Genomic DNA, 24,494 nt, shown 5'->3' on the forward strand with positions numbered 1-24,494 from the left:
ACCATGAGACTGATTGCACCCGTATTCGCGACGTTGTGTCTTGCTGCCGTGACCGAGGCTGGAGCTAGCTCAGCCAAGCCGGACCCCAAGCCTGCGCCCCATGTGCAGGAGGTCACGCCAAAGCTCTATGACTACACCACGCAGCTGCTGTTTGGGGAAGTCTGGAAGCGTCCGCAATTGGCGAGCCGCGACCGGAGTCTGATCACCCTCTCTGCCCTTATTGCAAACGGCCAGAGTGCACAGCTGACTGGCCATATCAAGCTAGGCTTGGACAACGGTCTAAAGCCGAGCGAGATCAGCGCCCTCATTACCCATCTTGCTTTTTACGCAGGCTGGCCGAACGCGATGTCAGCAGCGGGGGTGGCCCATCAGGTATTTACCGAGCGCAACATTGCCCATGACCAAATCGTGCCGGCAATCACCGAGCCCCTAAGTCTGGACGCAGATAGCGAAGCCAAACGGCGTGCCGCTGTGCGATCGGCGACCGAGGAAGTAGCACCGAAGCTGGGCGATTACACCAACGATGTCTTGTTCGCAGACCTTTGGCGTGATCCGAGCCTGACGGCTAGAGACCGTAGCTTGGTCACCGTCGCCGCCCTTGTCGCACAGGGCCAGACCGCACAGTTGCCGTTCCACTTGAGCCGCGCGATGGACAATGGCCTGAGCAAGACCGAGGCTTCTGAAGTGGTGACACACCTGGCGTTCTACGTCGGCTGGCCAAAAGCAATGTCGGCAGTGCCGGTATTCAAGGAAGTCTTCGAGTTCCGGGCAAAGAGCTGAGCATACGGCTATAAGCTATCCGCGCTCCTGAACAACTGCAGCGCTTGCAGGGGTTTGTCGCACGATGAGAGCAAGCACCACGATCAACGCCAATACCAGCAAGACAGCGCTCCAAACGAAGGCCATGGAAATACCCGCCGTTACCGCTTCGATTGAGTCCGAGGAACGCGCTCCATAGCTGTAGGCAACGGTTAGCACGCTGAGCCCTAAGGTGCCACCGAGTTGATGGCTGACGTTGACTAAACCTGATGCTGCGCCAGTGTCGGCCGATTGCACATCGGTCATCGCTGCAGTGGTCAACGGACTGAGGCAGGCACCTTGACTCAGGCCGATCAGTAGCAGCGGTACCACGACGCTAAGGTAATGGTTGTCGGCGCGTATTCCAGACAGCCACACCATGCCGACACATCCCATAGCCACTGCGCCTGCCAATAACGCTCCGTTTCCAAACAGGCGGGTTAGCCGCGGTATGGCCAAGGCGGCGGAGAAGTTTGCCAAGGTAGTCGGTAGAAAGGCCAACCCTGCCTCGCTGGCGTTGAAGCCAAGCACCTCCTGCAGGTACTGAGTTGTGAAGAAGTAAAAGCTCATCATCGCACCCAGGAACAACAGTCGAGCGCTGTACGCACCGGCGCGTACCCGGTGCTGGAACAGACGCAGCGGCAATATCGGCTCTTGGGTTCGCGCTTCATGAAAGCTAAAAATCGACAGTAGAACGAGGCCAACGATCAGCCCTATTACTGTGTGCTTATCGCTCCACCCTGCATGGGCGGCAGTGACGATGCCGAAGACCAGGCTGGTCATGCCCACCGTCGACAGCAACGCACCCGCCAAATCGAATGTGCTTGGTTGCACAGGCGTTTCGCGGACGACGCGCAGCGTTACCCATATCAGTACCAAGCCAAGCGGAAGGTTGATCAGGAAGCCCACACGCCATGATGCCCATTGGGTCAGAACGCCACCGATAAGCAGGCCGACACTTGAGCCGACGCCGGCGGTAGCGCCATACCAGGCGATCGCACGGGTACGTTGCTGCCCTTCAAAATTGACCAGCAACAACGCCAAAGAGGACGGCGCAAGAATCGCTGCACCCGCGCCCTGTAGAGCCCGCGCAGAAACCAGCAACCACTGACTTTGCGCCATTGCCACCAGCAGCGAGGCGAGCATGAACACGCCCAGGCCCGTGACGAACATGCGGCGGCGACCGAGTATGTCCCCGGCACGTGCGCCGAGCAACAATAAGCCGCCAAAGGCCAGGGTGTAGGCATTCTGCACCCATGACAGGCCTGTGGTGCTCATCGCGAACGTTTGGCGAATTTGCGGCAACGCGGTAATGACCACGGAGGTATCCAGTACGATCATCAGATAGCTGCACAAGATGACCAGCAGGATTCTCCACTGGCTGCGAGACAGTGGAATCATTGCGCCTGACCATAATCCGCATCGCTGACCTGTTCGAGCCAGTCGACGGTCTTGCCGTCCAATGCCTCGGCAATCGCGATATGGCTCAACCCGGTATCCGGCCCTGCACCATGCCAATGCTTAACATGCGGGGGTATCCAGACAGTGTCGCCCGGACGGATCCGCTGTGGCGCCTGCCCTTGCTGCTGCACATACCCCGCTCCTGCAGTCACAATCAGCGTCTGACCCAACGGATGGGTGTGCCAGGCAGTTCGAGCACCCGGCTCGAACGTCACGGTTGCGCCACCTACACGTGCGCCGCCGGTGCCTTTGAAAGGCGTATCAACGCGGACCTTCCCGGTAAAATATTCCGCCGGTCCTACGACCGACGGCTGAGAACCTGCGGGTGTCACGACAACGTTTATGGGCTGGGCACCTTCGCTTTCAGCGGTAAGCAGAGACAGTGAGAGCGCTGCTGCGGCAAGTGTCTTCATCACGAATCTCCGAGGCTTTTGCAAAGATTTGTAATCTATCAGTTACATGTAAATTCTATTAGTCACTAGAATCCACATAAATCAATGAGTGAGATTCATTAATGCTTCGCGAAAATGCTAGTGATCTGCTCGCCTTTCTGGCGGTAGCGAGGGAACGCAGTTTCACGAAGGCCGCCGGCAAGCTAGGCGTGTCCCAGTCGGCCCTCAGTCATACGATTCGCGGCTTGGAGGCGAGATTAGGTTTGAGGCTGTTGACCCGGACCACGCGAAGCGTGTCACCGACTGAGGCAGGAGAGCGACTCATCAGTACGGTAGGGCCTAGCTTTGAGGAGATTGAGTTTGCCTTGGCAGCGCTTAGCGATCTGCGTGACAGACCTGCGGGTAACATTCGTATCAACGCCATGGACCATGCATTGGAGCTGGTCATTCGCCCTGTTCTGAAAAACTTTCTGCCCAAATATCCCGATATTTCGGTCGAGGTTTGCTGCGACTACAGCTTTGTCGACATTGCTGCGCAGGGCTTCGATGCAGGCGTACGACTCGGCGAGGCGGTTGCCGACGGCATGATTGCGACGCGCATCGGCCCCGATCTGCGCATGCTGGTCTTAGGCTCACCAGCCTATTTCGCTGATCGGGAAAAACCCATCACACCTCGCTGTCTGCCCAAGCATCTTTGCAACAACCTGCGCCTGCCGACTAACGGGGGAGTGTATGCATGGGAGTTCGAGAAGGATGAGGAAACACTGAATGTGCGTGTAGCCGGACAGATCACGTATAACGGCGTTTATCAACTGCTGGATGCCGCGTTGGATGGCTTCGGTCTGAGCTACATCCCTGAGGACATAGCAGCGCCATATATCGCCAGTGGGCAACTGCAGGTAGTGCTTGAAGATTGGAGCCCTTGGTATTCAGGATTTCATCTGTACTACCCAAGTAGACGGCAAGCGTCGCCCGCTTTTGCTTTACTAGTCGAAGCGTTGCGCTATCGACCTACTTTGGTTGATTAATGATGTCGACTCATAACTCCTAGCGCAGCGCAGCGGCTAATCAAACGATGCTACTGGCCCTAGTATGCCGTAGGGTTCCTGCACAGGTACCAGAGGTACTAGGAAATCGTTATTTCGCGGAGAGTCCACATGCACTATCCAACCCGCTTTAGTTGTGTCGGTTGCGGAGCATGCTGCAAAGGACGCTTCATTCCTCTCACGCTGGGGGAGACCAGGCAATGGCTTGAGCGTGGCGATGATGTGGCAATCCTGCTTGAGGCCTTTAGCCGTCCGCATTGGCCGGTTTCAGAACAGGAATACCAGCACAGTCTGCTGCGATCGGCACAGGTGTCATGTGGCGCTACGCAGGTGCAGGTCACAGCCATTTTCGCTGCCCACGCTCTTACCCAGTGCCCCAATCTACAACGTGATGACCTTTGCGGTATTTACGAAAATCGCCCGCTCGTGTGCCGTATTTACCCGATGGAGATCAATCCTTTCATCGAGCTTGAGCCGCAAGCCAAAGATTGCCCGCCCGAAGCGTGGGAACCGAACACAATCATTATCAGCGATGCATCCGCAGATCCTGCGCTGAGCTCGCTGATCCAGGCATCTCGGCTGGCAGACCAGAATGACGCAGGCCTGAAGATATCGATCTGTAATCAGATGGGCATCAATGTCGCTGCATGGAAGGCCGAAGCCTTCGTCATCCACTTTCCCGAACGTGATCAGTTCCTCGAAGCCGTTAATGGCCAAACGTCTAGTTTTCAAGGCGACCAGAGCGACCTAGGGGCATGGATGCTCCGGGTAGCGAGCCCCGCGCTTTGCAATGAGCTGAAGAATGGGCAACTTGCGTTGGATGAGGCCGAACATCCCAACTATATCTTTCATGCCCTGAAATGACTTCAATCCTGCATACTTGAAAAGGAGAAAGTGTATATGAGCAAACTTTTTCGACATACTGCGCTTGCAGCGCTGGTGGGTGTAGCAAGTGGAGATCTGCTTGCGGCCGACTACAAGAAGAACCCATTCACGTTAGCCTACGACGGTGCGATTACTAAAAACGAACCGGGTAAAGTCAATATCCGCCCTGTCAGCTATAAACTTAATGGATTAGATATAGCAGCGAACGTCTACATTCCGGCTAACTATGACCCTAAAGGTCATTATCCAACTATTGTAGTGGCGCACCCAAACGGCGGCGTCAAGGAACAGGTTGCAGGTCTGTACGCGCAACGTCTAGCTGAAGTGGGTTACCTCACCATCACCGCCGATGCAGCTTACCAGGGTGCTAGCGGCGGTGAGCCGCGAAGCGTTGACAAGCCTGCCTACCGAATCGAAGACATTCATGGCATGGCCGACTTCATCACTCGGTATGATGGCGCCGATAGCACGCGCCTGGGCCTGCTAGGCATCTGCGGTGGTGGCGGATACTCGTTGGCCGCCGCCGAAACGGACAAACGATTCAAAGCGGTTGCCACGGTGAGCATGTTCAATTCGGGACGTGTGCGCCGCAATGGCTATGTCGACTCACAGCTTGACTCGGTACAAGTACGGCTGCAGCAAGCTTCTGCGGCCAGGGCCCAAGAGGTCGCAGGCGGGGCTGTTATGTATTCAGGGGATGCCAATCTCAGCGATGAACAAATCGCTAAACTACCCTTCGACTTGTATCGTCAGGGCTACGAGTACTACTGGAAGACCCATGCCCACCCAAACTCAACATTCAAGTACACGACGAGCAGCCTGATTGACTTGATGCGCTTCGACGCCACGGACCAGATAGCGCTAATTCAGCAACCTCTGCTAATGATTGCGGGCACGAAGGCTGACAGTCTTTACATGACTGAGGATGCGTTTACCAAAGCGACTGGTACTAAGGATAAGGAGTTGTTCAAACTCGACGGCGCAACTCACATCGAAACCTACTGGGTTCCCAAATACGTGAGTGCCGCCATCGATAAACTCAACACCTTCTATACGCGTACCCTCTAAGGTCCCGGAGTTAAGTAACCCCCCGTCCGCTTCGTTCGTTGAAGCGGACTATTTGACAGGTGCCTCCACTCCAGAGAATGCCAGTACTGCATCGGGTAACCGTGAACCTTTGACCTCAATCGCTCGCACGGATCGATCCAGCTCGGCGATCTCCGCCGGCGTGAATTGCACACTGACCGCACCCACGTTATCCAGCATATGAGCCATCTGTGTCGTGCCCGGAATCGGTACGATCCAAGGCTTCTGGGCGAGTAGCCACGCCAGCGAAATCTGCCCGGGGCTGGCGTGCTTGCGCTGCGCCCAGGCGTTCAGCAAGTCTACCAAAGCCATGTTGTGTGCCAAATTTGCGGTGGAAAACCGTCCTTCGATGCCGCGAATGTCACCCTCAGCGAACCGGGTTTTTGCATCGATTGCACCTGTCAAAAAGCCTACCCCCAGAGGGCTCCACGGTACGAAGCCAATCCCCAGCTTTTCACAGGTCGATAAAACATCTTGCTCAGGGCCCCGCCAAAGCATCGAGTATTCGCTTTGAACGGCGCTCACCGGCTGCTCTGCATGTGCTCGACGTAGCGTGTCGAGCCCCATTTCGCACAGTCCCCAGTGAAGGACCTTGCCTTGTGCCATCAGGTTCTTGATAGCCCCTGCGACATCTTCGATCGGGACCTGAGGGTCCACTCGATGCTGGTAAAGCAAATCGATTCGGTCGGTACGCAGCCGCTTTAACATACCCTCAACGGCGCTCTGGATGTGCTCGGGGCGACTATTCAGACCAGGACGACGCTCCCCGGTTATGGGGTCGATGTTCCAGCCGAACTTGGAGGCAATGACGCATTGGTCTCGAATAGGGGATAACCCCTCGCCTAAAATGCGTTCCACTTCGAGCGGACCATACGCTTCTGCCGCATCGAAGAAGGTCACGTCATGGTCATGAGCCGTGCGAATGATGTTGATCATCTCGGGACGGTTAGGGATGGTCGTCTGGTAGGTACGACTCATGTTTTGTACGCCCAATCCAATACTGGAGACCTCCAAAGAGCCCAGCTTTCGTCTTCCAAGGGTAGGCTGGCTGCTAGGCACGGTATCCCCGCTCGCGGAAGTCATCGCGCCAAGCGCCGTCGCTGCGCTCGCGAAGGCCGGCGCTATGGCAACGCCGCCCATTGCACCCAGCAATAAGCGACGACTCAGTTCAACCTTAGAAACCATTCGGGTAATCCTCAAAAATCCTGCGAGCAAGCCGTGCTCAGCGAGCGGTCCCTTGGGAGATAAAGAAGTTTGAATACGATCAGTGCGCGAACCGGGTCTTGATATCCGCAAGCGCCTGCAGCACCGAATCCGGCTCTTTAGCCGCAGGAAGACTGTCCCGGTCGCCTATGGCGTCCTGCCCACTTGAAAGGTCTGCTGGTACGGTCGAAAATAACGGCTCCAGATCCGTCTGAGCCAGGCCCGGATCCTACGAGCTCAAACGTTTTGCGTGTTGCCGCTTGAGAGGTCAACGAAGCAACCAACACCTGAGCAATTTGTTTACGTGAAACAACGCCGTCGGCGGGCGATCCAGTCCAATGCGTATCCCCCTGACGCATCACCAGTTTCTGCTGATTGGGCGAGTTGTAGTCGAACCAGCCTGGTCGCACGATGGTGTAGGGCAGTCCACTGGCGCGGACGAGCCGCTCACCTCGTCGTTTCCAGTCGTGACCTACTGACGGCTTTGTCACACCTACAGTGGTCATCAAGGCGATGCGAGTCGGCGCTTTGAGCACAGTAAGCACGTTAAGTATGGCCCCGTAGTTCACCGACTCTGCGCCTTTTGCATCATTACCACTGATGCCGTGGGTGAAGATGACGCCTGTTACCCCGGCAACAGCCTCAGCCAGGGTCTCAGCACGCGTCAAATCGCCCACCACAACGGCCACCTCTTCGGCGAACAGCTCGGCCTGAGAGGGATCACGGACCAGTGCTCGAGTTTGGTAGCCTCTGCGCAGCGACTCGGCGACAGTCGGCTGACCGATGCTACCGCTTGCTCCAACGACCAGCACGATAGGATTATCGGTATTCATAGCTGTATCACCTTCGAGATCAGCGTTTGCTGGGGTAGAGCGAAAGCAGCAGCGGGCAGGCTGACCCGGGACGGTTGCTCAATGCCCAACCATTTTCATTGCAGCTTCAGGCAAACGGTCGCCTAGGATCTCGATTTTCGATATAGCCGAATTGATTACCGCCAATTCCTCATGAGTTAAACGCAACTCTGCGGCACCCAGATTTTCTTCCAGTCGGTGAAGCTTAGTGGTGCCTGGAATCGGTACGATCCATGGCTGCTGTGCTAATAGCCAACCCAGAGCCACCTGAGCCGGGGTTGCTTGTTTGCGCTCTGCCAACTCCGTAAGGAGTCTTACCAGAACGCTGTTAGCTTTACGCGCTTCGACGGAGAACCTCGGTACGTGATTACGAAAATCGTTGGGTGCGAAAACCGTATGTTCGTCAATCTGCCCGGTTAGAAAACCTGCTCCAAGTGGGCTGAAGGGCACGAAGCCAACATTGAGCTCTCCAAGCAACGGCAACAAATCAAGCTCCGGTCCCCGCCAGAACAGTGAATATTCGCTCTGTACGGCGGTGAGGGGCTGAACTGCGTGAGCCCGACGGATAGTCTGAATCCCAGCTTCCGAGAGCCCGAAGTGCTTGACCTTGCCTTGCCCAATAAGCTCCTTGACAGTGCCAGCGACATCTTCGATTGGCACTTCCGGGTCGACCCGGTGTTGGTACAGCAGATCGATGTGATCGGTGCCCAAGCGCTTAAGGCTTGCCTCAACCGCAGCCTTGATATGTTCCGGCTTGCTGTTGGTGCCCGCGCCGCGTGCGCCTGTCTGCGGATCAATGTTGAAGCCAAATTTTGTCGCAATGACGACTTGGTCCCGGATGGGCGCGAGGGCTTTACCTAACAGCGTTTCGTTGGTGAGCGGACCATAGGCTTCTGCTGTGTCGAAAAGGGTGACGCCGCGCTCGTGAGCACTGCGTATCAGTTCGATCATGTCCTTGCTGTTGGCAGCCGGACCATAGACCTCGGTCATACTCATGCAGCCAAGGCCAATGGCTGAGACTTCCAGGCCGTTACCGAGCATGCGGGTTTTCATAATGACTCCTCGAATCAAAGCTCTCTGAGCTTGGGTAGCAGACACAGCTTTGCAGCTCGCACTGCCATTGCCTTGCTCAAGCGGGTAGTTGTATATCTTCAAGCCAGCCGTTGACTTGGTCCATGGTCCTGCGCTCTTGATCAGCCTGCATCTCAAATCCTTTTTGCAGCAGCGCTCCAGGGGCATGACGCGTGAGTACGTGGTAACTGCTACCTAAGCCGTAGCCACCGTGAGTAATAAATGGCACAAGAACCTTGCCATTCAGATCATGGCTGGACAAAAACGATCTGATGACGGGAGGCGTGGTTTCGCCCCAAATGGGGAAACCCAGAAAAATCAGGTCGTAATTGGCCATGTTCGACACATGGGCGGCGAGCAAAGGCTCGAAATTGCTGTCACGCTCCCGGCGTGCTTGCTCTACTGTGCCCAAGTAATCTTCGGGATAAGCATCTGCAGGAGCGATCTCGAAGAGGTCAGCCTGCTGAGCGCGCTGAAGCAGACCAGCGACAACCTTGGTATTACCTGAGCGGGTGAAATAAGCGACCAGAACTTTAGAGCCTCCAGGAGCCCCACCCTTGCCTTGGGACGTTAGCGAGGCGCCAAGCAAAGGCAAGCTTGCCAATGCCGCTACCACCTTGCGGCGCTTGGGGTTGTGGATTGCGGTCATCTGTTCCTCGCTGGTTGCTCGAGTATTTTTCAAGCACATTAGCGATGCGGATGTGTGAAGACTAGTCAGCTGATCGTTCTAAGGTTTATGAGCGTTGCTCATTAATTGGTAGAACAAACTAAACGCCTCATCATTGAAGCTGTCACTGTATTAAGGCTCGCACCGAGCTGGCTCTACGTGGTGGACAAGGCCGGACCGGTCTTCAAGGCCGAAGGTGGCGACGACTACAGCGGGGCGAAAGCGTAGGTCGCTGTTGACCCCGATCAGGAACAGGAAAAAAGATCTTATGAGCAATGAGTTTGTAAGCGTTGACGGCACAACCGTAAGAGCCCCGGAAGCGGCGCCGATAGAAAATTTCGAAGGTTTAACAGAAAAGCTCTGCACAGCTTGGCGTGAGCTTATGGATGAGATCATGGCAATAGAGCAACGCGACGACATTCGTGTTTGCCTTGCTCGTGCTGAGAGCTACGCCTTGGCCCTGCTCGACGCTGATCTTATCACTGAGAGTCAAAATACCATGATGGGAGTTGAGCTGGCTGAACGCTCAACGCTGCGTGATTGGGAGCTTCAAAGCCGGGACGGAAGGCGCGGATAGGAAAAAGCTCGATAACTCGATCATCAGCTTCTTGTGTGGGCATGAAGCCAAAGTGGCGCTCATAGAACACGCTCGCGGCCTGGACGTTTCTAACGTAGAGCATCAGGCGATTTAATGATGACTGCATAATCTTTCTTTGATTTGATTTCTACTGAATATTTTCGGCCTCAAATCAACCAATGTCGAGCTTCCGCCTTCAGCAGTAGACGTCGCACCAAGGATATGGATTCTAGGGTGAGAATCCTCAAGCGGTGATCACTATGCCGTGGCTTCTGTAGGTGGTTTGCCCGAACGGTTACGACCTAATTGCAGTAAAAGGATTTTGTGCCATAGTCAAATGGTTAGCAGCTGCTATCGACCAACAAGGAATGATGATGGCAATTTACGTAGCCCCAGGTAACAAGATTGAGAGGGACGGTGGTTCGTTTCAGGAAGTCACCATGAATACCTCCAACCATTCAGTAACGCAACGCTTCGGACGATACTGCACCATTCGAGATCACGAACAGGCACCCGCGACCAGTAAGCCTGGCCGGCATTGGTTACAGATCTATCGCACTCCTGACAATACAGAGTAAAGAAAATCCATGTGTCCCAAGCCCTTGGCTCACGCTGAGGGTTTCTGTCTTATTACACGATCCGCCCTGCTAGAAAAATAATTTGTAGTCTGTTGAATACAGCGATGTAAGCGGATGAGGCGCCACAGGCTGTCCATTTTTGCTAACTCTACAAACCGAGAGCTCATCGCTATACGAATTTGCCAAGCATCTGTTGTCCGCTACCTGAGCAGTTAGTGACTGTCGCAAGCACCGCAACGGAAATAGCACTGACTCGATCAAGTACGAAAGCGCGCAACCATCTGATCCAAATTTGCCGCGAGTTGAGACAGGTCGTTGCTGGCGATGAGAGTCTGACGAGTGCCTTCACTGCTTTGCAGCGCTAAATCACGAATACTGGTCAGCGCCCGATCGACTTCGCGGGCCACGTACGCCTGTTCTTCCGAAGCAGTGGCAATCTGTGTATTTCGGTCGTTGATCATTTGAGCAGAATCGGTGATCAATTCTAGCGACTGGCCCGCTTCGTTGGCCATACTGTGCGTGCTATGAACCTCACGTGTGCTCTCAGCCATAGAATTAACGACCTGGGCGCTTCGGACCTGCATTGAAGAGATCATGTTTTCGATTTCGCCTGTCGAAGTTTGAGTTCGGTGAGCTAGCGCCCTGACTTCGTCGGCGACAACAGCAAAACCGCGACCTTGCTCACCGGCCCGGGCAGCTTCTATAGCGGCGTTAAGGGCTAACAGATTGGTTTGCTCGGCGATTGCTCCGATTACACCCAGTACCTTACTTATATCCTGAGTTTGCCCAGCTAGCTGCTGAACCTGTTCGGACGTCACATCCACACGATCCTTAAGACTCACCATAGCTTTCAAGGTCTCACCAACTTTCATGTTGCCAGCCTGGGCGGCGTGCGTTGACTCCTTGGCCGCCTGCGAGGTTGAGGTTGCGTTGCGCGCGACCTCTTCGACCGCCGCACTCATCTGATTTACCGCAGTGGCGGCTTGTTCGATTTCACTGTTCTGCTGTTGCAATGTGCGGTTTGCGCTCTCGGTGACTGCAGTCATTTCAGTCGATGCAGAGCTGAGTTGTTTAGAGGCATCGGAGATCTCGGTGATGGTATTGCGCAAATTGGCCTGCATGGTGTTCAGAGCCGTCATCAGGCGCGCTGATTCATCGTTACCTGTCACTGTCAGTGAGCTGCGTAGGTCACCCTTTGCGATTTGCTCAGCCAAGGCTAGTGATGCATTGACTGGTCTGACGATGCTATGAGTCAAAGTGATTGCCAACACAATCGTCAGAAAGATTGCAGCGGCGACGACTACTCCTATGACATAGGTACTACGCGTGTATACATCAGATGCCGTTATCCCGGCTTGCGCAGCGCCTTCGGCGTCGTGTTGGCGTAGCAGTGTCAACTGAGCCTGGTAGGCCGATGCGCGTGCGTATTGCTCAGTATTGGCATAGGCAACGGCCTGTTCGTGGCTGACGCTATCCAGCTCCAAAATGCGAGCCAGACCGTCAATAAATTCAGCCATCAATGTGGCTGCGTGTTCAAATGCCGCACGCTGCTGATCATCCTTGATCAGGTTCTGACGGTAGAAATTCGTATGTTCATTGAGGGTGTCACGTGCTTGGGAGATTTGAGCAATGGACGCTTTACGATCTTCAGCATTCGTATCTGCCAACAATCGGATGCTCGCTAAGCGCGCGCTCAGAACGGCTATCTGAATGTCGTCTGTGGTCTGAATACTCTTCAGCCAGTGGGTTTCTATCGCTTGCTCTGCAGCGCGAAGCTTGCCCAATTGGAGGTATGCGAATCCCCCCAAAATCACCACCAGTAGGGTAATCAAGCCGAAACATAGCGACGCTCTTGGGGCGATATTTAGTGATCGAAAATTCATGATAGTGACGCTTCTGGGTTGCCACGGTTGATGGAGGCGTTCTGATATGGGATCGGCCGCTCTTCTGAAACCTTAAGTAAAGTAATCAAGGCAGGCTGTCCTGATTGATCTCTATGCATGAGAGCAACAACAAAGGCAGGTGTCATACAGGCAGGCGGCAGAAGCTGAATCTTGTGGTTGGCTGGGCAAGGAGCCTCGTACAATCGAGAAAAAATGCATTCAGCCGTGACTCAAGCGCTTTCCCAGATTGGGTCTCGTACAAGCTGCTCGATGAGCTGCGGCGGAAAGCTCGGGAATCAAGCATCCGCGATCAGTGTGGTGAAGGTGGGAATTCTCGTTGAGAGGCGCTTTCTGCTAGTTCGCTGATCCACATCAGGTCTCGCTATGGAAAATCGTCGTGCTGACTAGCGGTCGAGCAATCCGGAGCGTGGGTAAATGGCACCCGTGCTTGATGTGGCCATTGGCCCCAGCCGCAGCTTCGAGCCTTGAGGCACCCGGTATAGGGCCCAGCGATGCGTCCAGTTTTCCGAGTTCCCATTCCCTGGAACGACCGAATTTGTACATGCTCATTAGACACGTTCCTCGGCAAACAAGCTGAACGAGCCAGCTTGTCGTGGCGAGTCCCTATTCCTCGTTTCTCTTTCAGCCAGCCAAACATCCGCTCAATGATGTTCCGCTGTGAATACTTTGGGCGATCAAAGAGTCGGGGAAAGCCAGGTGGGTGTCTGCCTGGCATGGCGCGCAGCGGGATCACCGTGTGCAGTTGGTAACGGTCGCAGTAGTGACGCAGGTGTTCTGCGTCATAGCCCTTTTCAGCCGGTAACCAGCGACTACGCTTGCGTGGTCGCCTCGGCTTACCGGGAGTTCGACCTGATCCAACAGCGATTAGGCTTGTGCGATATCGCTGGCTTGCCTCGACGAAAGGATGAAGCGTAAGGAAATGCCATTGGCGTCGCAGACCATGTGGATCTTAGCAGTAAGGCCGCCTCGACTGTGTCTCATGCGCCAATACTTTACTTTTCGTACAAAACCTAATCAAAGTGATGACGCAAGTGATGGGTTGGCATCATAAGAGCCCACAACTAATTCAATAGCTCAGTATCGCGCTAAGCTTTCGAGACCGCCCTTACGTTAAGTCATTGACGATGGCTGAAATTCGACTGGAAAGGCTTGTAAAGGCCCAATTTCAAAGCTGGTACGGGTTCCCGAATAGGGCTCGTAATGCAGCCTCTCGCCTCTTACAATATGGAGATGGCAATTTGCCCCAAAAAATTCTTGCCATGTTGCTACAAGGCTGCCAAGCTGTTAGCTGAAAACGGGATTTAAAGTAAATACTCAGAGCATTTAAATCCGAACTGCGTTTTCTTAGCTACCCTACACACGGAGAAGTCGACATGAACGAAGAGGTTTTGACTAATGATTTTGTAAGATGGAACTGGGAAAGCTCTAACTTTATAACCTCCCAGATTATTCCTGGGTTGAATGACTTCGACAAGTCGACTGGCAATTTCTTTCACCCGCTTATAGATAGCTTTTCCAGTCTGTTCTCTACTATAAACGTGCAGCAATCCAATTTGGTTGCATTTGCTTCAGATTCGGTCGACGTCATCAACCACACGAAATCCATCGTGGACGCGCTCAGCGATGGCGTCATCGACACGGATGAAAATACGCTTATCATTCAATCTCTGGACAGCCTGGGTAAGACATCTGATCACATGAACGGGCTGGTGGCCAGTAGTGCTATTGCTTCCGTAAACTACATTGATGGAACGTTCATTCCCGTACTAGACCATTTGGCAGTTGTGTCTGCGCTGATTGGGGACGAAGTGGGCCTGGGAATAAACGCGTTCATCAGATCATCCGCCACCTACGTATCAAGTGTGACGAAAAACGCTATAGAATCTACTCATGACATTACGAATCTCAGCGCCCTAGTCAAAGAGCTTGGCTCCAGTTATGATGAAAAGACTGGAACGCTTGATATTTTTAGGCTAACCGAGAACATTACAAAGCTGACCGATACCGTAAATACCACTATCGATCATTTTGGCAAATTATTTACGGCTACCCATGCAGTGAGTGGCGATTATACAAAAGACCAAGCTGCATCGGCACACGAGTTAACCCCTATAGCTGTGGTAGGTATTCCGGATCACACTGACATGCTTCCTCACGCGCATGTTTCATAGCACATCTAGGGAAGGTCTGAAGTAGGCGTCTATTCCTGACGCCCTCTTGGCTTGAGGCTCAAAAAACGCTCGCCCAGTCAGAAAACCAGACCTTTTCCGCCGCCCCGCTATGTTTTGCTGGCTGCCTTAATGTAACGTTACCTAAACCTTAACTTTTGCGCGCTGAATACACACCTCAATACTTCACCTTGTAGGTTGGTGAATCCTCAGGCCTATTCTCCCTGCGGTCGTAGATCTTGGTCGTGCTGATATTGGCATGACCCAGCCAGGCCTGGACCTTGGCGATGTCGGCTTCATGCTCTAGGGCGTTGGTGGCTGCGGTTGCCCTGAGTCCGTGTACGCCAAGGCCGTCGACCTTAATCCCAGCCTTCTTCGCGTAGGCCGCCACGACGGTGTAGATACCGTTGGACGTAATACCGGCACCGGTCAGCTTGCCGCGCAATGGGATGAAGAGCGGCACTTTCCTGTCCGCCCAATGATGCCCTGAGCTTTCCAGATACTGATGAATGCGCCCAGCTGCCACAGGGTGCAACGGCAGGTAGCGCACCTTGCCGCCCTTGCCATGCACCTTCAGGTGCTGGATCCCGCGGCGTTCCTGGATGTCGCTGACCTGCAGCAGCGCCGCTTCTTCACGGCGCAGCCCGTGATAGAGAAGAACAGCCAGTAGCGCCCGGTCGCGCAGCCCTTTGAGGGTTGTTTCATCGGGCGCCTCGAGCAGCGCTTTGGCCTGGTGATCGCCCAGTGCCGGTGTCTTGCCTTCGTTGCTTTCTATCCTGGGTCGTTTCACCCCATGCACGGGATTGCCGCCGGCGATCGCATTGCTTTCCAGAAGATGATCAAACAGGCTGGCCAGCGCGGCCAATTTGCGCCGGATCGTGGCTCCGGCTAAACCGCGATGCTCGAGCTGGGCGCGCCAGGCCAAAACATGCGATCGGGTCACCACGCGAAACTCATCGGCCGACGCCAAACCGACAAACCCACAGAAGTCTTCCAGGTCATTCTGGTAGGCACGACGAGTGCGCGGGTTGTCCAGGTTAGCAAACCACTCGACCGCGGCCGGAACCCGGGCCAGCGTCTGAAATTCGACCGACGTGAGCCGACGCTGATCATTCTGATGGGTTTTCGTCAGTTCCTGCATAGCATTCCAACCATTGGCTCTTTCTCGATCATTGCTCACCTTTACAGTCACGAAAGCAACGTCACGCATTGCCTTCGCCTACAAAACCGACAAGCGGTAAAAACTGGTGATAACCTATTTTATCAAGAATTTTGCCTGCGTGAACGACTCGCTTAGGAAAGAAGCTCCGGTTGTGTTTGGGTAGGCAAATGCAGTTGTTCGCTCGGCAACACCGGCGCCGGGTTTTCACTCGACCCACCCGACCAACGCTTCGGACGGCACGAAATTCATGCTCCAATACCCGCCGGGCAATTTTTGCCAATGAGGTGCTCCATGTCGGGTATCGAGCAGGGCAATAGATGTCTAGGTGACATTTCGCCTTTCGGGGGGAATTCAGAAGCACGACGACCCTACGCGCGCCCTTAGGCAGGCTGATCAGTTGGGGCCGGTCGGGGAGGGTTCATCTCGGCTCAGTACATGCCGGATGCCTTGGTGGATTGCATCAGTGATGGACGAGGGAGGTCAGAACCTCTCCGGGTAAAGGATATGGATTTCGTCAATAAGGCCTTCAAAAACCTTGCTGAGGCATTCGGCCATAGCGGCAGATGCCCGCTGCTCACCGCGTTCTATCCTCGATAAATTGCCAGTGTCTAGCCTTAGATCGCTGAATGCGGATGCTTTAGCGCACACCTCTTCGAGCGTCCATCCACTGTCAATCCGTGCCTTTCTGAGCGGGCTCATGAAAATCCTACCAGAAAAAATTAATTCTGCGATTAGCGCAATCCAATTTCAACAACGTTCTGCGTTTGGCGCTTTGCGATATGCGCAAGGCATTAGGAAAATCTGCGTCATGGATATAGGACAGATCATCAGACAAGCACGAAAAGCAAAGAAGCTCTCTTTAGAGCAGCTTGCGAACGAGGTTGGATCCGATACGGGAAACCTTTCCCGGCTTGAAAGGGGGCAGCAAGGCACTACCCCGGCCAAGCTCAGGCAAATACTTGCTTATCTGGAAATCAAGCTCACTGACGTTCAATTATCAAATCCTAAAGAGTTAGAAACAGCTAACGTGGAAATGGCGCTGCAGCCTGCCAGACCACCTAGGTCGTACCCACTGATAAGCTGGGTTCAGGCAGGCGAGGCGTCAGAGTCTCCAGGGCGAATCGGAGAATCGCACCGAATGATCGAGTCAACAGAAAACGCAGGTATAGACGCCTATTGGCTAACTGTCAGTGGTCACTCTATGACATGCGTGGGCAATCCGAGCTTCCCTGAAGGTTCGTTCATTCTTGTGAGACCTGATGCTGAAATCATAAACGGCAAATACTATGTCGTAGAGCTGTTGGATTCAGGCGACAAAACCTTTAAGCAATATGTGGAAGATGCTGGATACAGTTATCTTCGCCCTTTGAACGATAAATACAGAACCATTGAGATTGATGGGAACTGTAAATTCTTGGGACGAGTAGTCGATGCCAAGATGTCCGGCTTATAACCTGTAGACCACATTTCTTAGCAACACGTGCTAGTCACCGGCCTTCTTTAAAACGCCCTTTATTTTCTGCGTTCCCGCAGAAATTGGGGCGTTTCTGCTTTCATCCCCCTCTCATTTGCCTGTCCTCCATTGTCAGCAGCCACTGGTCGCGCCTCATATTCTGCGATTGACGCAGAAAAAACTGATGTCATACTGCCCGTAAATCTGCCTAATACGCAAATTTATTACTGGCGCCTGTTTCTGGGCGCGTCTGCCGAATAGACATCGGCCGGAAGCAGGGCAGCGATGGATCGGCCTTAATGGTCCAGAGGGTTGGCAACTGACCTAGGGTGCGCAGCGTAAAGCCCCAAACAAGTTTTCTGGCGGACAGGGTCGCGGTCGGAGTTATTGGTAAGCCCCAGCCCTTTCGAGGGCGGGGCTTCGCTTGATCGGCTTCGTATGAGGCCTATCAAGGAAGCCCCAACACTCACTCTGCCGAGTTGCCAGATTCAGACCCGCGCGCGCCCCAATGCCGGGTTTCTCTTAGCCCCTGTCCCATTCGCTACAGGTAATTTTATGAATGCCACGCTCACCGCCAGTGCAGTTTTTTGTGCTGCCATGATTTCAGGGTGCAGCACTGCCCCGATGCTGTCTGTACCCACCGGCGAGTGGGAAGAATTCAGCCAGGCTTCAGCGACACCCCTCCGTCAGTACACACCGCCTAGGGTTGTCGCAGCCCCTACGCCGATGCCCCAGACCGTCGCAGCTCTTCCGGCGGCCAGGCAAGTCAAAGAAGCTGATGCTCCTGTCTTGAAACCGGCGGTCTCTCCGCCTGCTCCAGCGGTTGCGAAACCTGCGGCAGCGCCGATCGCGGTGCTGCCAGCTCCGGTGCCTGCACCGAAGATCGTTGAAGTTGTTCAACGTCACAGCGGACCTAGCCCAGCGGCACAGGTGGTGGCCGATGCCTTGCAGCCCGCTTCACTTGCGAAGGTCCAGGTGTTGCCTGCAGCTTCTGTTGCTGCTTCTCCAGCGAAGGTCGTATCCACTGTTGCGCCGGCGAAGATTATTCCTGCCGCTGTCGTGCCGCCCGTTGTGGTGGCAAAGGTCGCTCCACCGCCCAAACCAACTCCTGAGCAGTGGAAGCTAAACACCTCTGACGTCACGTTGCGCCGCGCACTGGGCAAGTGGGCCGCAAAGGCCGGCTGGCAGCTGGTGTGGGACGCGTCAGTTGATGTGCCGATCAACGTCAGTGCAACGTTTGAAGGCGACTTTCGCTCTGCTGTGAAACGCCTGTTCCAGTCGCTATCCGCCGCTGATGTAAACCTGACCGGCATGCTCTATGCCGGCAACAACGTCCTTCGCGTCACCGAGTCTGGTCGCCGCGCTCAATAATCCCCTGGAGTTAACCCCTATGACTTCGTACTTGAAACGAAGCCTTGCCGTGGCCGTTGCACTGGCATTGTCCGGGTGCGGCGCGATGACCGAACGCGACGGCATTCGCGGCGCCTCGGTGGAAGGCAACCAAAAAGTGCAGGACAGTTTGGCCCGGCTGCGCCAGGAAGATCTGTTGCGCGGCGCCGCGGTGCGTGAGTTCGACGGCATGTGGCTGGGCAGCAAGACGGTGAAGGTGTCACGCGACGCCGAGTTGCCGGCGGTGTTCAGTGAACCGATTCGCTTCTCGTTTCCGGACAAGCCCACCATCAACGTATTTGCCGATCGCATCAGCAAGATCACCAACCTGTCGGTGCGTGTCAGCCCTGATGCCCTGGTGCCGATCCAGGTGTTCACGGCACAACGCATGGGCTCAGCCGGGGGTGGCTCGGCCATGCAAGCCCCCGCGCCAATGACAATGAGCGTTCCCCTCAGCGGAACCCTTGGACAGTCGATACCAAGTTTGGCGTCTATGCCCGGTATGGGAGGGGGTGGCTATACGGCAGTGCCTCAGGGCGATGGCGCTGCGCGGTCGTTCTTCATCGACCAGGCCAGCCCGGCCGGGGCCACCTTGAGCGAACTGCTCGATCAGAAAACCGCTGAATACGGCGTGGGCTGGGATTTCAAGGACGGCATCATCCAGATCTCGCGCCTGGTGACCCGCACCTACCAGATCGCGACGATCACCGACATCAACGATGTCAACAGCACCATCGCCAAGACCGCGTCCACCGGTGCTAATGACAGCGGCAGCAGTGGCAGCGGCGGAACAAGCCAGGCAGGCCAGCTTTCATCCTCATCGGATGTGTCGGCGAAAATGACAGCGAATGTCGATGTGGTTAAAAACCTAAAGGTCGCGATCCAGGGTGCGCTGACGCCTAACGGCATCGGCAAATTCTCGATATCCGACTCCGGTGTAGTGACGGTCACGGACACCCGCGAGATTCAGGAGCAGGTCGAAGAGCTGATCAACGCCGAGAACAAGTCGGTCAAGGGCCGCGCCCTTGGTGTTCAAAGATCCCAACCTCCACAACTTCAGATCGAATACACCAGGTGGTTACTACCTGGTGCGATCCCCGCTACCCACAGGATTAATCAAATGAAAAACGTGATCATCAATTACACCGGCACCGTCGGCAAAACGACCATCGCCGCTAACCTGCTGTCGCCGCGTATGGACGGTGCGCCGATCTACGCGATCGAATCGATCAACGAGACTGCAGAAACTCTCGGCCTGGACGTGGAAAAGCTGCGCGGCAACAAATTCCGCGAGCTGTTCAAGCGGCTTATGCTCGAAGACCAGGCCATCGTCGATGTGGGTGCTTCCAATGTTGAGGAGTTCATGGCCAACCTGGAAGGCTTCGAAGAAGCCCACGAGGAAATCGATTTTTACATTGTCCCAGTGACCTCTGGCACCAAAGAGCAAAAGGAAACGGTCAGCATGATCGGTAGCCTGGCTTCGATGGGCGTCCCTGCAAATAAGATTCGCGTTGTGTTCAACCGTGTCAAACGCGATGTCCAGTCCGAGTTTCCCATCATCACTGCGTACCATGAGCGTACCAACGCATTTGTGCTGAACTACGACTGCGCAATATTCGAATCTGAATTGTTTGACGCGTTGTCAATCAATCGACTCTCAATGAAAAGCCTGATGGATGACGATACGGACTATAAAACTCTCCTCAAGGACAAGAGTGCGAGTGCACAACAGCGTGCTTACTGGTCAGATATGTACGGTCTGAAGTTACTGTGCAAAGGGGTCAATCGCAAGCTTGATCAGGTATTCGTAGAGCTTTTCAATGAGGTAACCTCTCATGAGTGAGCGTGAATTAGTTCCGTCTACCGCGCGCGATGCTTTCATCGTCGAGTTGCTAAGCGATGTGGGACGTTTACACGACGACATAAAAAAATACCCAAGCTACTTGAGCTTTCCATGGATGATTCGCTACGGATCGTCGCGGATGCAGTCGAAGACGCAGAGGACACTGCGCTGTTTCTTCAAAAAAGCACAAACGAGCTTGTTCAGGCAGCTACGACCAAGGCCGGTTTAGATGTCGGACTCAAGCTTTCCGAAGCTATACATGAAAGTCTATCCAGCGCTTTTGAGCCCGCACTCAATCGCGCAACGCTAAAAATCGAAAATCTGGAAAAACGCATCACCGATATGTCAGGAAACGTTCGTGACACACAGGCAACGCGTTTCAATTACATTGTCTTGGCCGGATTCGTAGCGGTTGCAACGGTCATGGTGGTAGCAATGGGTTGGATTGCGATTAAAGCTCAAGACGTTAATGAAACCAACAAGTGGTTTTACAACGAATATAAAACTCAGCGGGCACTTATCGATACGTTATCACCGGAGCTAAAGAAGAAGTTCACACAGCAACCCTGAGAGCACGTTTGTTTTGTTACTACTGGGCAGACCTATCTGATTCGCTGATAACTCTAGCCCAGTCTGTGTTTTCGACTTCATCTCTGATTTGCTTCAAGCCTTGGCGAAAGTTTGCTGGTGGTTTAGTTTTTTCACCACTCAGCAATTTGCTTTTGGCTGGTGTACTGACCGGGCTCTTATCTGATGACGGCTGACCTGACTGGCCCGATCGCTTCAGTCGTTTACGAATTCTGTATAGCGCCTGGTCGAAATGGCGCAGCGTGATCGTCATCCCGGTATCCACCAGTTTCTGGTGAATTACGGTCCTGCTCACACCGGAGTCCATTGCGCTTTCGATCACGTCATACAGCTCGCGAATTTGCGCAGTGTAAGACCTGGTTTCGTCGTTCTGGGCCAATTGAGCTAGGGCTTCACGCCGGTTCTGAACATCTGGAGCCATGAACGATGCCTATCTGATGGGGAATGATGCAAAAGTGATGTATTCCTGTCGTAGGAAAGCGTAACACCGATGTAAATAAACGCAATGCTGAGTATTTCTGACGTAATTCAGAGCAGCCTGGATGTATCGTTGATGTAAATCCGCCTAGACCCCAATTGCAAAACAGGCACGTTACCGATGTATACGGGGGGATGAAGCGCCCCCCCGAATACATCGCGTGCCAAAGGGGAAACCCCTTTGAAACCCCGCAGAGCGGGAAAGCGTCGTTTGTCGTTGTCGTTGTCGTTTGTTCCGTCCCGTGATCACTGAAAGGAGGCGCCGTGGCCGCCAGTCCCAAGAAAAGCCGCGTCCTGCATTTTCGCTGCAGCGAGGAAGACTTCGCCGAGGTTGAACAAAAGCTGAAGGCCGCGGGCATGACCGCCTCTGAATTTTTCAGAGAGGTTTTTCTCAACTCAAAAATTACGTTCAACGTAAAAGCCGCCAAACCCGTGGACTATCACCGCTTGTTATTCATCTATAACAAAGCGGGCAACAACATCAATCAGCTGGCCCACCAGGTCAACTCTGTGCATCGGCGTGGAGTTCTTTCAGAGTCGCTGTACATCAAACTGTTGAATCGGCTCGTCAGTATCGAGTCCCTCTTACTGAGTGGTATTGATCATGGTGATTAGGCCAGGTGGCTATAACACAGGCGCTCAGGAATATCTTGAAACGGGTAACAAAGCCGGCCGTGAACTTCACCGGGACGAGTTGGACCACCGTATGATTATCGAGGGTGATCTTGATCGGACGCGCTCTATTTACGAAAGCATCCCGGACCATGGCCAGGATCGGTATCTGACATTTACCATGAGCTTTCGTGAAGATCAGCTCAGTGAGCAAATGCTGCGTGATATCACTCAAGAGTTTAAGCAGTTTCTGATGCACGCTTATAAGCCAGACGAGTTCAACTTTTACGCCGAAGCGCATTTGCCAAAAATCAAGTATGTGCCTGACAAAAAGACAGGAGAAATGATTGAGCGTAAACCGCACATTCATATCATTGTACCACGCATCAACTTACTAAGCGGTAATGAGGCTAATCCCGTCGATGTCTACATGAATCACGTCAAGTTCTATGAGGCGTTCCAAGAGTACGTCAATCAGAAGTATGAACTTGCGTCCCCCCGCGATCATGTGCGCATTGATATTACGGACGCGGCCAGCGTCCTGTCCCGCTATAAAGCTGATGACTTTTACGGCAAGAACCGGGAATTTAAACAGGGGTTGGTTAAACAGGTCATCGAGCGCGGTGTGACTGACCGAAAAGGCTTCTATGCGCTGGTCGGTGAATCTGGCGAAACCCGCATTCGTAATGAAGGCAAGGACAATGAATACATCGCTGTCAAGCTTGAGGGCGATGCCAAGTTCACCAACCTCAAGGACACCATCTTCAAAGACGACTTCATTGTGCGGCGCGAACTCAAGATGCCGCCCCTGGATGAAAAAGTAATACGCGACCGCTTACAGGCCTGGCCGCAGCGCGCAAAGGAAATCAAGTACGTCAACAAGGCGACACCCAAGTTTCGCCAGGCGTACTCCGAAGCATCACCCGACGTTCGCGTGCAAATGCTGTCCGATCGCGAATCAAAGTTCTATCAAACCTATGGAGATACCCATGACCGATTACACCCTGTCCAACGGCCGAGAGATCGCCAGCGAAGTGCTGATGAAGCTCAGGGCCGACGCCCTACCGGCCCTGCCGATGGCCTGCAAGACCTGTCCAGTCGCGATGTGGCAGATCACGGGCAAGCCGGATCGACCGGACTCGGTGACGGTGCGGTGCTACTGCCCAATGATGCACACGTTCACCTGGGACAGCATCAACCGGGAGGAGATACTGGACTGCGATCGCCTGTACCAGGAGGAAGAGGAGGACGAGGGCGCGCCGGCGGATCAGGACGACGACAGCCAACTGCCTCCGTTCCTGCGCAAGCAACGGGAAGAGGAGAAACTGGCAGGCCAGGCCGAGCCCCACGGGCCGGAGTTGGACCACGAACCCGAATAACCGACAACCCGCTGCCTCCGCATTCCCGCAATCCTCGCCGCATGGGTTCCATTGCAGACATCCAGGCGCGCGGTCGCCGACTGTTCGATCCGCTGAAACCCCCAGTCGCTCCAGGACCAGCATTTCAGCTGGACAGGGACAAGCTTTTCACTCCCGAACCACGCGGTCCCGGCGACCCGGCCAAGGTCTCTGGTAGCAGGAAAAAAGCCCCAAACCGAAACAAGCGCAGTGCCGGCACTGCGACACGCAGCAAAGCTTCAAACCCGCAGAAACGTGCCACAAATCACTCGCTTCCTCCTTTCGCTCGCAACCCCCATCGCATCCCTTCCGTCTCTGACATTCAGCGTCACGGTCAGCGGTTGTTCGAACCTTCCCGTCGCCGTAACGAGCCTTTGGGAATCAAGCTTCCCTCGATCAAGGCGCTGACGGCCAGCCGCAGCGCTTCGACGGTCGCCGCCTATCTCAGCCGGCAGGCAGAGCAACAGCAGTTGTTACCCGCGCAGCGCCACGCGCTGCGCCGCTTGAACTCGCAGTACTTCGCACTCAGACGCTCGGTGTTCAGTGATCAACGGCTCAGCTACTTCGTCACACTCAAGACCGACGCCGGCGAGCGCACGCTCTGGGGCGTGGCGTTGGCAGAAGCGATGGAGCACGCCGGCGTTAAACCTGGCGAGCAACTGCGCTTGGAGGACTTGGGGACGCAGCCGGTGGTGGTGCAGGAAGTGGCTGCGGACGGCACGGTGACCGAGAAAACCACGCATCGTCGGGAGTGGGCTGCAGAGCCGACAGCACCAGAACGTCAGGAAGCGGAGCCACAAGCCCCTATAACCGCAACTTCGGCGCCGATGACCACGGACGATGATGAACCTGGCATGAGTCAGGATTGATCAAACGCAGTTCTCTC

22 protein-coding genes and 2 pseudogenes are annotated in these 24,494 nt (G+C 54.5%); 13 read left to right on the forward strand and 11 right to left on the reverse strand.

What is annotated here, in order from left to right:
• Nucleotides 1-3 precede the first annotated feature (3 nt).
• The gene (locus SLW75_RS26950) at nt 4-780 is read left to right on the forward strand and encodes a carboxymuconolactone decarboxylase family protein (RefSeq protein WP_410935937.1); all 777 of its coding nucleotides are present in this window, start codon (nt 4-6) and stop codon (nt 778-780) included.
• A gap of 15 nt (nt 781-795) precedes the next feature.
• Here SLW75_RS26950 and SLW75_RS26955 read toward each other — a convergent pair whose 3' ends face one another.
• Nucleotides 796-2,199, reverse strand: coding sequence for an MFS transporter (locus SLW75_RS26955; protein WP_369317928.1), 1,404 nt, complete (start codon nt 2,197-2,199; stop codon nt 796-798).
• A complete protein-coding gene (locus SLW75_RS26960) occupies nt 2,196-2,672 on the reverse strand; it encodes a cupin domain-containing protein (RefSeq protein ID WP_369317927.1) in 477 nt (158 codons plus the stop codon). The genes SLW75_RS26955 and SLW75_RS26960 overlap by 4 nt, the downstream gene beginning before the upstream one ends.
• A gap of 101 nt (nt 2,673-2,773) precedes the next feature.
• Here SLW75_RS26960 and SLW75_RS26965 point away from each other — a divergent pair, with 101 nt between their 5' ends.
• From SLW75_RS26965 to SLW75_RS26975, 3 genes are all read left to right on the forward strand, one after another.
• Complete coding sequence (locus SLW75_RS26965) at nt 2,774-3,679, forward strand: LysR family transcriptional regulator (protein ID WP_369317926.1); 906 nt, start codon at nt 2,774-2,776, stop codon at nt 3,677-3,679.
• Nucleotides 3,680-3,808: 129 nt separating this feature from the next.
• On the forward strand, nt 3,809-4,561 hold the full coding sequence (locus SLW75_RS26970) for a YkgJ family cysteine cluster protein (protein ID WP_369317925.1): 753 nt from the start codon (nt 3,809-3,811) through the stop codon (nt 4,559-4,561).
• A gap of 36 nt (nt 4,562-4,597) precedes the next feature.
• Nucleotides 4,598-5,650 (forward strand): alpha/beta hydrolase, encoded by a 1,053-nt coding sequence (locus SLW75_RS26975; protein ID WP_410935938.1) that lies wholly within the window; start codon nt 4,598-4,600, stop codon nt 5,648-5,650.
• Between the two features lie 48 nt (nt 5,651-5,698).
• On the opposite strand, the gene SLW75_RS26980 is transcribed toward SLW75_RS26975, so the two are convergent.
• The 4 genes from SLW75_RS26980 to SLW75_RS26995 all read right to left on the reverse strand — a co-directional run bounded on the left by SLW75_RS26980 (nt 5,699) and on the right by SLW75_RS26995 (nt 9,442).
• Nucleotides 5,699-6,751: an aldo/keto reductase gene (locus SLW75_RS26980; RefSeq protein WP_369318161.1), complete on the reverse strand. Its 1,053-nt coding sequence runs from the start codon at nt 6,749-6,751 to the stop codon at nt 5,699-5,701.
• Between the two features lie 239 nt (nt 6,752-6,990).
• Nucleotides 6,991-7,704 (reverse strand): SDR family oxidoreductase, encoded by a 714-nt coding sequence (locus SLW75_RS26985; RefSeq protein WP_410935939.1) that lies wholly within the window; start codon nt 7,702-7,704, stop codon nt 6,991-6,993.
• 78 nt (nt 7,705-7,782) lie between these two features.
• Nucleotides 7,783-8,775, reverse strand: coding sequence for an aldo/keto reductase (locus SLW75_RS26990; RefSeq protein WP_369317922.1), 993 nt, complete (start codon nt 8,773-8,775; stop codon nt 7,783-7,785).
• 76 nt (nt 8,776-8,851) lie between these two features.
• On the reverse strand, nt 8,852-9,442 hold the full coding sequence (locus SLW75_RS26995) for a flavodoxin (RefSeq protein WP_369317921.1): 591 nt from the start codon (nt 9,440-9,442) through the stop codon (nt 8,852-8,854).
• A gap of 286 nt (nt 9,443-9,728) precedes the next feature.
• Here SLW75_RS26995 and SLW75_RS27000 point away from each other — a divergent pair, with 286 nt between their 5' ends.
• Nucleotides 9,729-10,037 carry a hypothetical protein gene (locus SLW75_RS27000; protein ID WP_369318168.1) on the forward strand — a complete coding sequence of 103 codons (309 nt, stop codon included), beginning with the start codon at nt 9,729-9,731 and terminating at the stop codon, nt 10,035-10,037.
• On the opposite strand, the gene SLW75_RS27005 is transcribed toward SLW75_RS27000, so the two are convergent.
• From SLW75_RS27005 to SLW75_RS27015, 3 genes and pseudogenes are all read right to left on the reverse strand, one after another.
• On the reverse strand, nt 9,940-10,164 hold the full coding sequence (locus SLW75_RS27005) for a VOC family protein (RefSeq protein WP_410935940.1): 225 nt from the start codon (nt 10,162-10,164) through the stop codon (nt 9,940-9,942). The two genes, SLW75_RS27000 and SLW75_RS27005, sit on opposite strands and share 98 nt — an antisense overlap.
• A gap of 708 nt (nt 10,165-10,872) precedes the next feature.
• A complete protein-coding gene (locus SLW75_RS27010) occupies nt 10,873-12,498 on the reverse strand; it encodes a methyl-accepting chemotaxis protein (RefSeq protein WP_369317920.1) in 1,626 nt (541 codons plus the stop codon).
• A 595-nt stretch (nt 12,499-13,093) separates the two neighbouring features.
• Nucleotides 13,094-13,491, reverse strand: a pseudogene (locus tag SLW75_RS27015) (transposase); the annotation flags it as partial.
• 401 nt (nt 13,492-13,892) lie between these two features.
• On the opposite strand from SLW75_RS27015, the gene SLW75_RS27020 reads away from it, so the two are divergent.
• On the forward strand, nt 13,893-14,690 hold the full coding sequence (locus SLW75_RS27020) for a hypothetical protein (protein WP_369317919.1): 798 nt from the start codon (nt 13,893-13,895) through the stop codon (nt 14,688-14,690).
• 175 nt (nt 14,691-14,865) lie between these two features.
• On the opposite strand, the gene SLW75_RS27025 is transcribed toward SLW75_RS27020, so the two are convergent.
• Nucleotides 14,866-15,828 (reverse strand): tyrosine-type recombinase/integrase, encoded by a 963-nt coding sequence (locus SLW75_RS27025; RefSeq protein WP_410935978.1) that lies wholly within the window; start codon nt 15,826-15,828, stop codon nt 14,866-14,868.
• A 718-nt stretch (nt 15,829-16,546) separates the two neighbouring features.
• Between SLW75_RS27025 and SLW75_RS27030 the strand changes: the two genes are divergently transcribed.
• From SLW75_RS27030 to SLW75_RS27045, 4 genes and pseudogenes are all read left to right on the forward strand, one after another.
• Nucleotides 16,547-17,302: a LexA family protein gene (locus SLW75_RS27030; protein ID WP_410935941.1), complete on the forward strand. Its 756-nt coding sequence runs from the start codon at nt 16,547-16,549 to the stop codon at nt 17,300-17,302.
• A 555-nt stretch (nt 17,303-17,857) separates the two neighbouring features.
• A complete protein-coding gene (locus SLW75_RS27035; RefSeq protein ID WP_410935942.1) occupies nt 17,858-18,673 on the forward strand; it encodes a toxin co-regulated pilus biosynthesis Q family protein in 816 nt (271 codons plus the stop codon).
• Nucleotides 18,674-19,811: 1,138 nt separating this feature from the next.
• Nucleotides 19,812-20,534: a StbB family protein gene (gene stbB, locus SLW75_RS27040; protein ID WP_410935979.1), complete on the forward strand. Its 723-nt coding sequence runs from the start codon at nt 19,812-19,814 to the stop codon at nt 20,532-20,534.
• Nucleotides 20,527-21,104: pseudogene (locus SLW75_RS27045) on the forward strand (hypothetical protein). The gene stbB and the pseudogene SLW75_RS27045 overlap by 8 nt, the downstream one beginning before the upstream one ends.
• Nucleotides 21,105-21,123: 19 nt before the next feature.
• Here the strand turns inward: SLW75_RS27045 and SLW75_RS27050 are convergent.
• The gene (locus SLW75_RS27050; RefSeq protein ID WP_410935943.1) at nt 21,124-21,543 is read right to left on the reverse strand and encodes a hypothetical protein; all 420 of its coding nucleotides are present in this window, start codon (nt 21,541-21,543) and stop codon (nt 21,124-21,126) included.
• A gap of 320 nt (nt 21,544-21,863) precedes the next feature.
• Here SLW75_RS27050 and SLW75_RS27055 point away from each other — a divergent pair, with 320 nt between their 5' ends.
• The 3 genes from SLW75_RS27055 (at nt 21,864) to SLW75_RS27065 (ending at nt 24,477) form a co-directional block, all read left to right on the forward strand.
• Nucleotides 21,864-22,214, forward strand: coding sequence for a plasmid mobilization protein (locus tag SLW75_RS27055; RefSeq protein WP_410935944.1), 351 nt, complete (start codon nt 21,864-21,866; stop codon nt 22,212-22,214).
• 986 nt (nt 22,215-23,200) lie between these two features.
• Nucleotides 23,201-23,590 carry a hypothetical protein gene (locus SLW75_RS27060; RefSeq protein WP_410935945.1) on the forward strand — a complete coding sequence of 130 codons (390 nt, stop codon included), beginning with the start codon at nt 23,201-23,203 and terminating at the stop codon, nt 23,588-23,590.
• A gap of 359 nt (nt 23,591-23,949) precedes the next feature.
• Entirely contained in the window at nt 23,950-24,477 is a 528-nt protein-coding gene (locus SLW75_RS27065) for a hypothetical protein (RefSeq protein WP_410935946.1), read from the forward strand.
• Nucleotides 24,478-24,494: the final 17 nt, after the last annotated feature.

Source organism: Pseudomonas sp. W5-01 (assembly GCF_046540435.1).
Taxonomy (GTDB): Bacteria; Pseudomonadota; Gammaproteobacteria; order Pseudomonadales; family Pseudomonadaceae; genus Aquipseudomonas; species Aquipseudomonas graminis_B.

Excerpts from the sequence above, each read along its gene's own strand:
- SLW75_RS27060 (WP_410935945.1), top strand. The coding sequence starts at position 23,201 with ATGACCGATTACACCCTGTCCAACGGCCGAGAGATCGCCAGCGAAGTG.
- SLW75_RS26960 (WP_369317927.1), bottom strand. The coding sequence starts at position 2,672 with ATGAAGACACTTGCCGCAGCAGCGCTCTCACTGTCTCTGCTTACCGCT.
- SLW75_RS27050 (WP_410935943.1), bottom strand. The coding sequence starts at position 21,543 with ATGGCTCCAGATGTTCAGAACCGGCGTGAAGCCCTAGCTCAATTGGCC.
- SLW75_RS27025 (WP_410935978.1), bottom strand. The coding sequence starts at position 15,828 with ATGCAGGAACTGACGAAAACCCATCAGAATGATCAGCGTCGGCTCACG.
- SLW75_RS27010 (WP_369317920.1), bottom strand. The coding sequence starts at position 12,498 with ATGAATTTTCGATCACTAAATATCGCCCCAAGAGCGTCGCTATGTTTC.
- stbB (WP_410935979.1), top strand. The coding sequence starts at position 19,812 with ATGAAAAACGTGATCATCAATTACACCGGCACCGTCGGCAAAACGACC.
- SLW75_RS26970 (WP_369317925.1), top strand. The coding sequence starts at position 3,809 with ATGCACTATCCAACCCGCTTTAGTTGTGTCGGTTGCGGAGCATGCTGC.
- SLW75_RS26980 (WP_369318161.1), bottom strand. The coding sequence starts at position 6,751 with ATGACTTCCGCGAGCGGGGATACCGTGCCTAGCAGCCAGCCTACCCTT.
- SLW75_RS26975 (WP_410935938.1), top strand. The coding sequence starts at position 4,598 with ATGAGCAAACTTTTTCGACATACTGCGCTTGCAGCGCTGGTGGGTGTA.
- SLW75_RS26965 (WP_369317926.1), top strand. The coding sequence starts at position 2,774 with ATGCTTCGCGAAAATGCTAGTGATCTGCTCGCCTTTCTGGCGGTAGCG.
- SLW75_RS27030 (WP_410935941.1), top strand. The coding sequence starts at position 16,547 with ATGAAAATCCTACCAGAAAAAATTAATTCTGCGATTAGCGCAATCCAA.
- SLW75_RS26990 (WP_369317922.1), bottom strand. The coding sequence starts at position 8,775 with ATGAAAACCCGCATGCTCGGTAACGGCCTGGAAGTCTCAGCCATTGGC.
- SLW75_RS27000 (WP_369318168.1), top strand. The coding sequence starts at position 9,729 with ATGAGCAATGAGTTTGTAAGCGTTGACGGCACAACCGTAAGAGCCCCG.
- SLW75_RS27020 (WP_369317919.1), top strand. The coding sequence starts at position 13,893 with ATGAACGAAGAGGTTTTGACTAATGATTTTGTAAGATGGAACTGGGAA.
- SLW75_RS27005 (WP_410935940.1), bottom strand. The coding sequence starts at position 10,164 with ATGCAGTCATCATTAAATCGCCTGATGCTCTACGTTAGAAACGTCCAG.
- SLW75_RS26995 (WP_369317921.1), bottom strand. The coding sequence starts at position 9,442 with ATGACCGCAATCCACAACCCCAAGCGCCGCAAGGTGGTAGCGGCATTG.
- SLW75_RS26955 (WP_369317928.1), bottom strand. The coding sequence starts at position 2,199 with ATGATTCCACTGTCTCGCAGCCAGTGGAGAATCCTGCTGGTCATCTTG.
- SLW75_RS26985 (WP_410935939.1), bottom strand. The coding sequence starts at position 7,704 with ATGAATACCGATAATCCTATCGTGCTGGTCGTTGGAGCAAGCGGTAGC.
- SLW75_RS27035 (WP_410935942.1), top strand. The coding sequence starts at position 17,858 with ATGAATGCCACGCTCACCGCCAGTGCAGTTTTTTGTGCTGCCATGATT.
- SLW75_RS26950 (WP_410935937.1), top strand. The coding sequence starts at position 4 with ATGAGACTGATTGCACCCGTATTCGCGACGTTGTGTCTTGCTGCCGTG.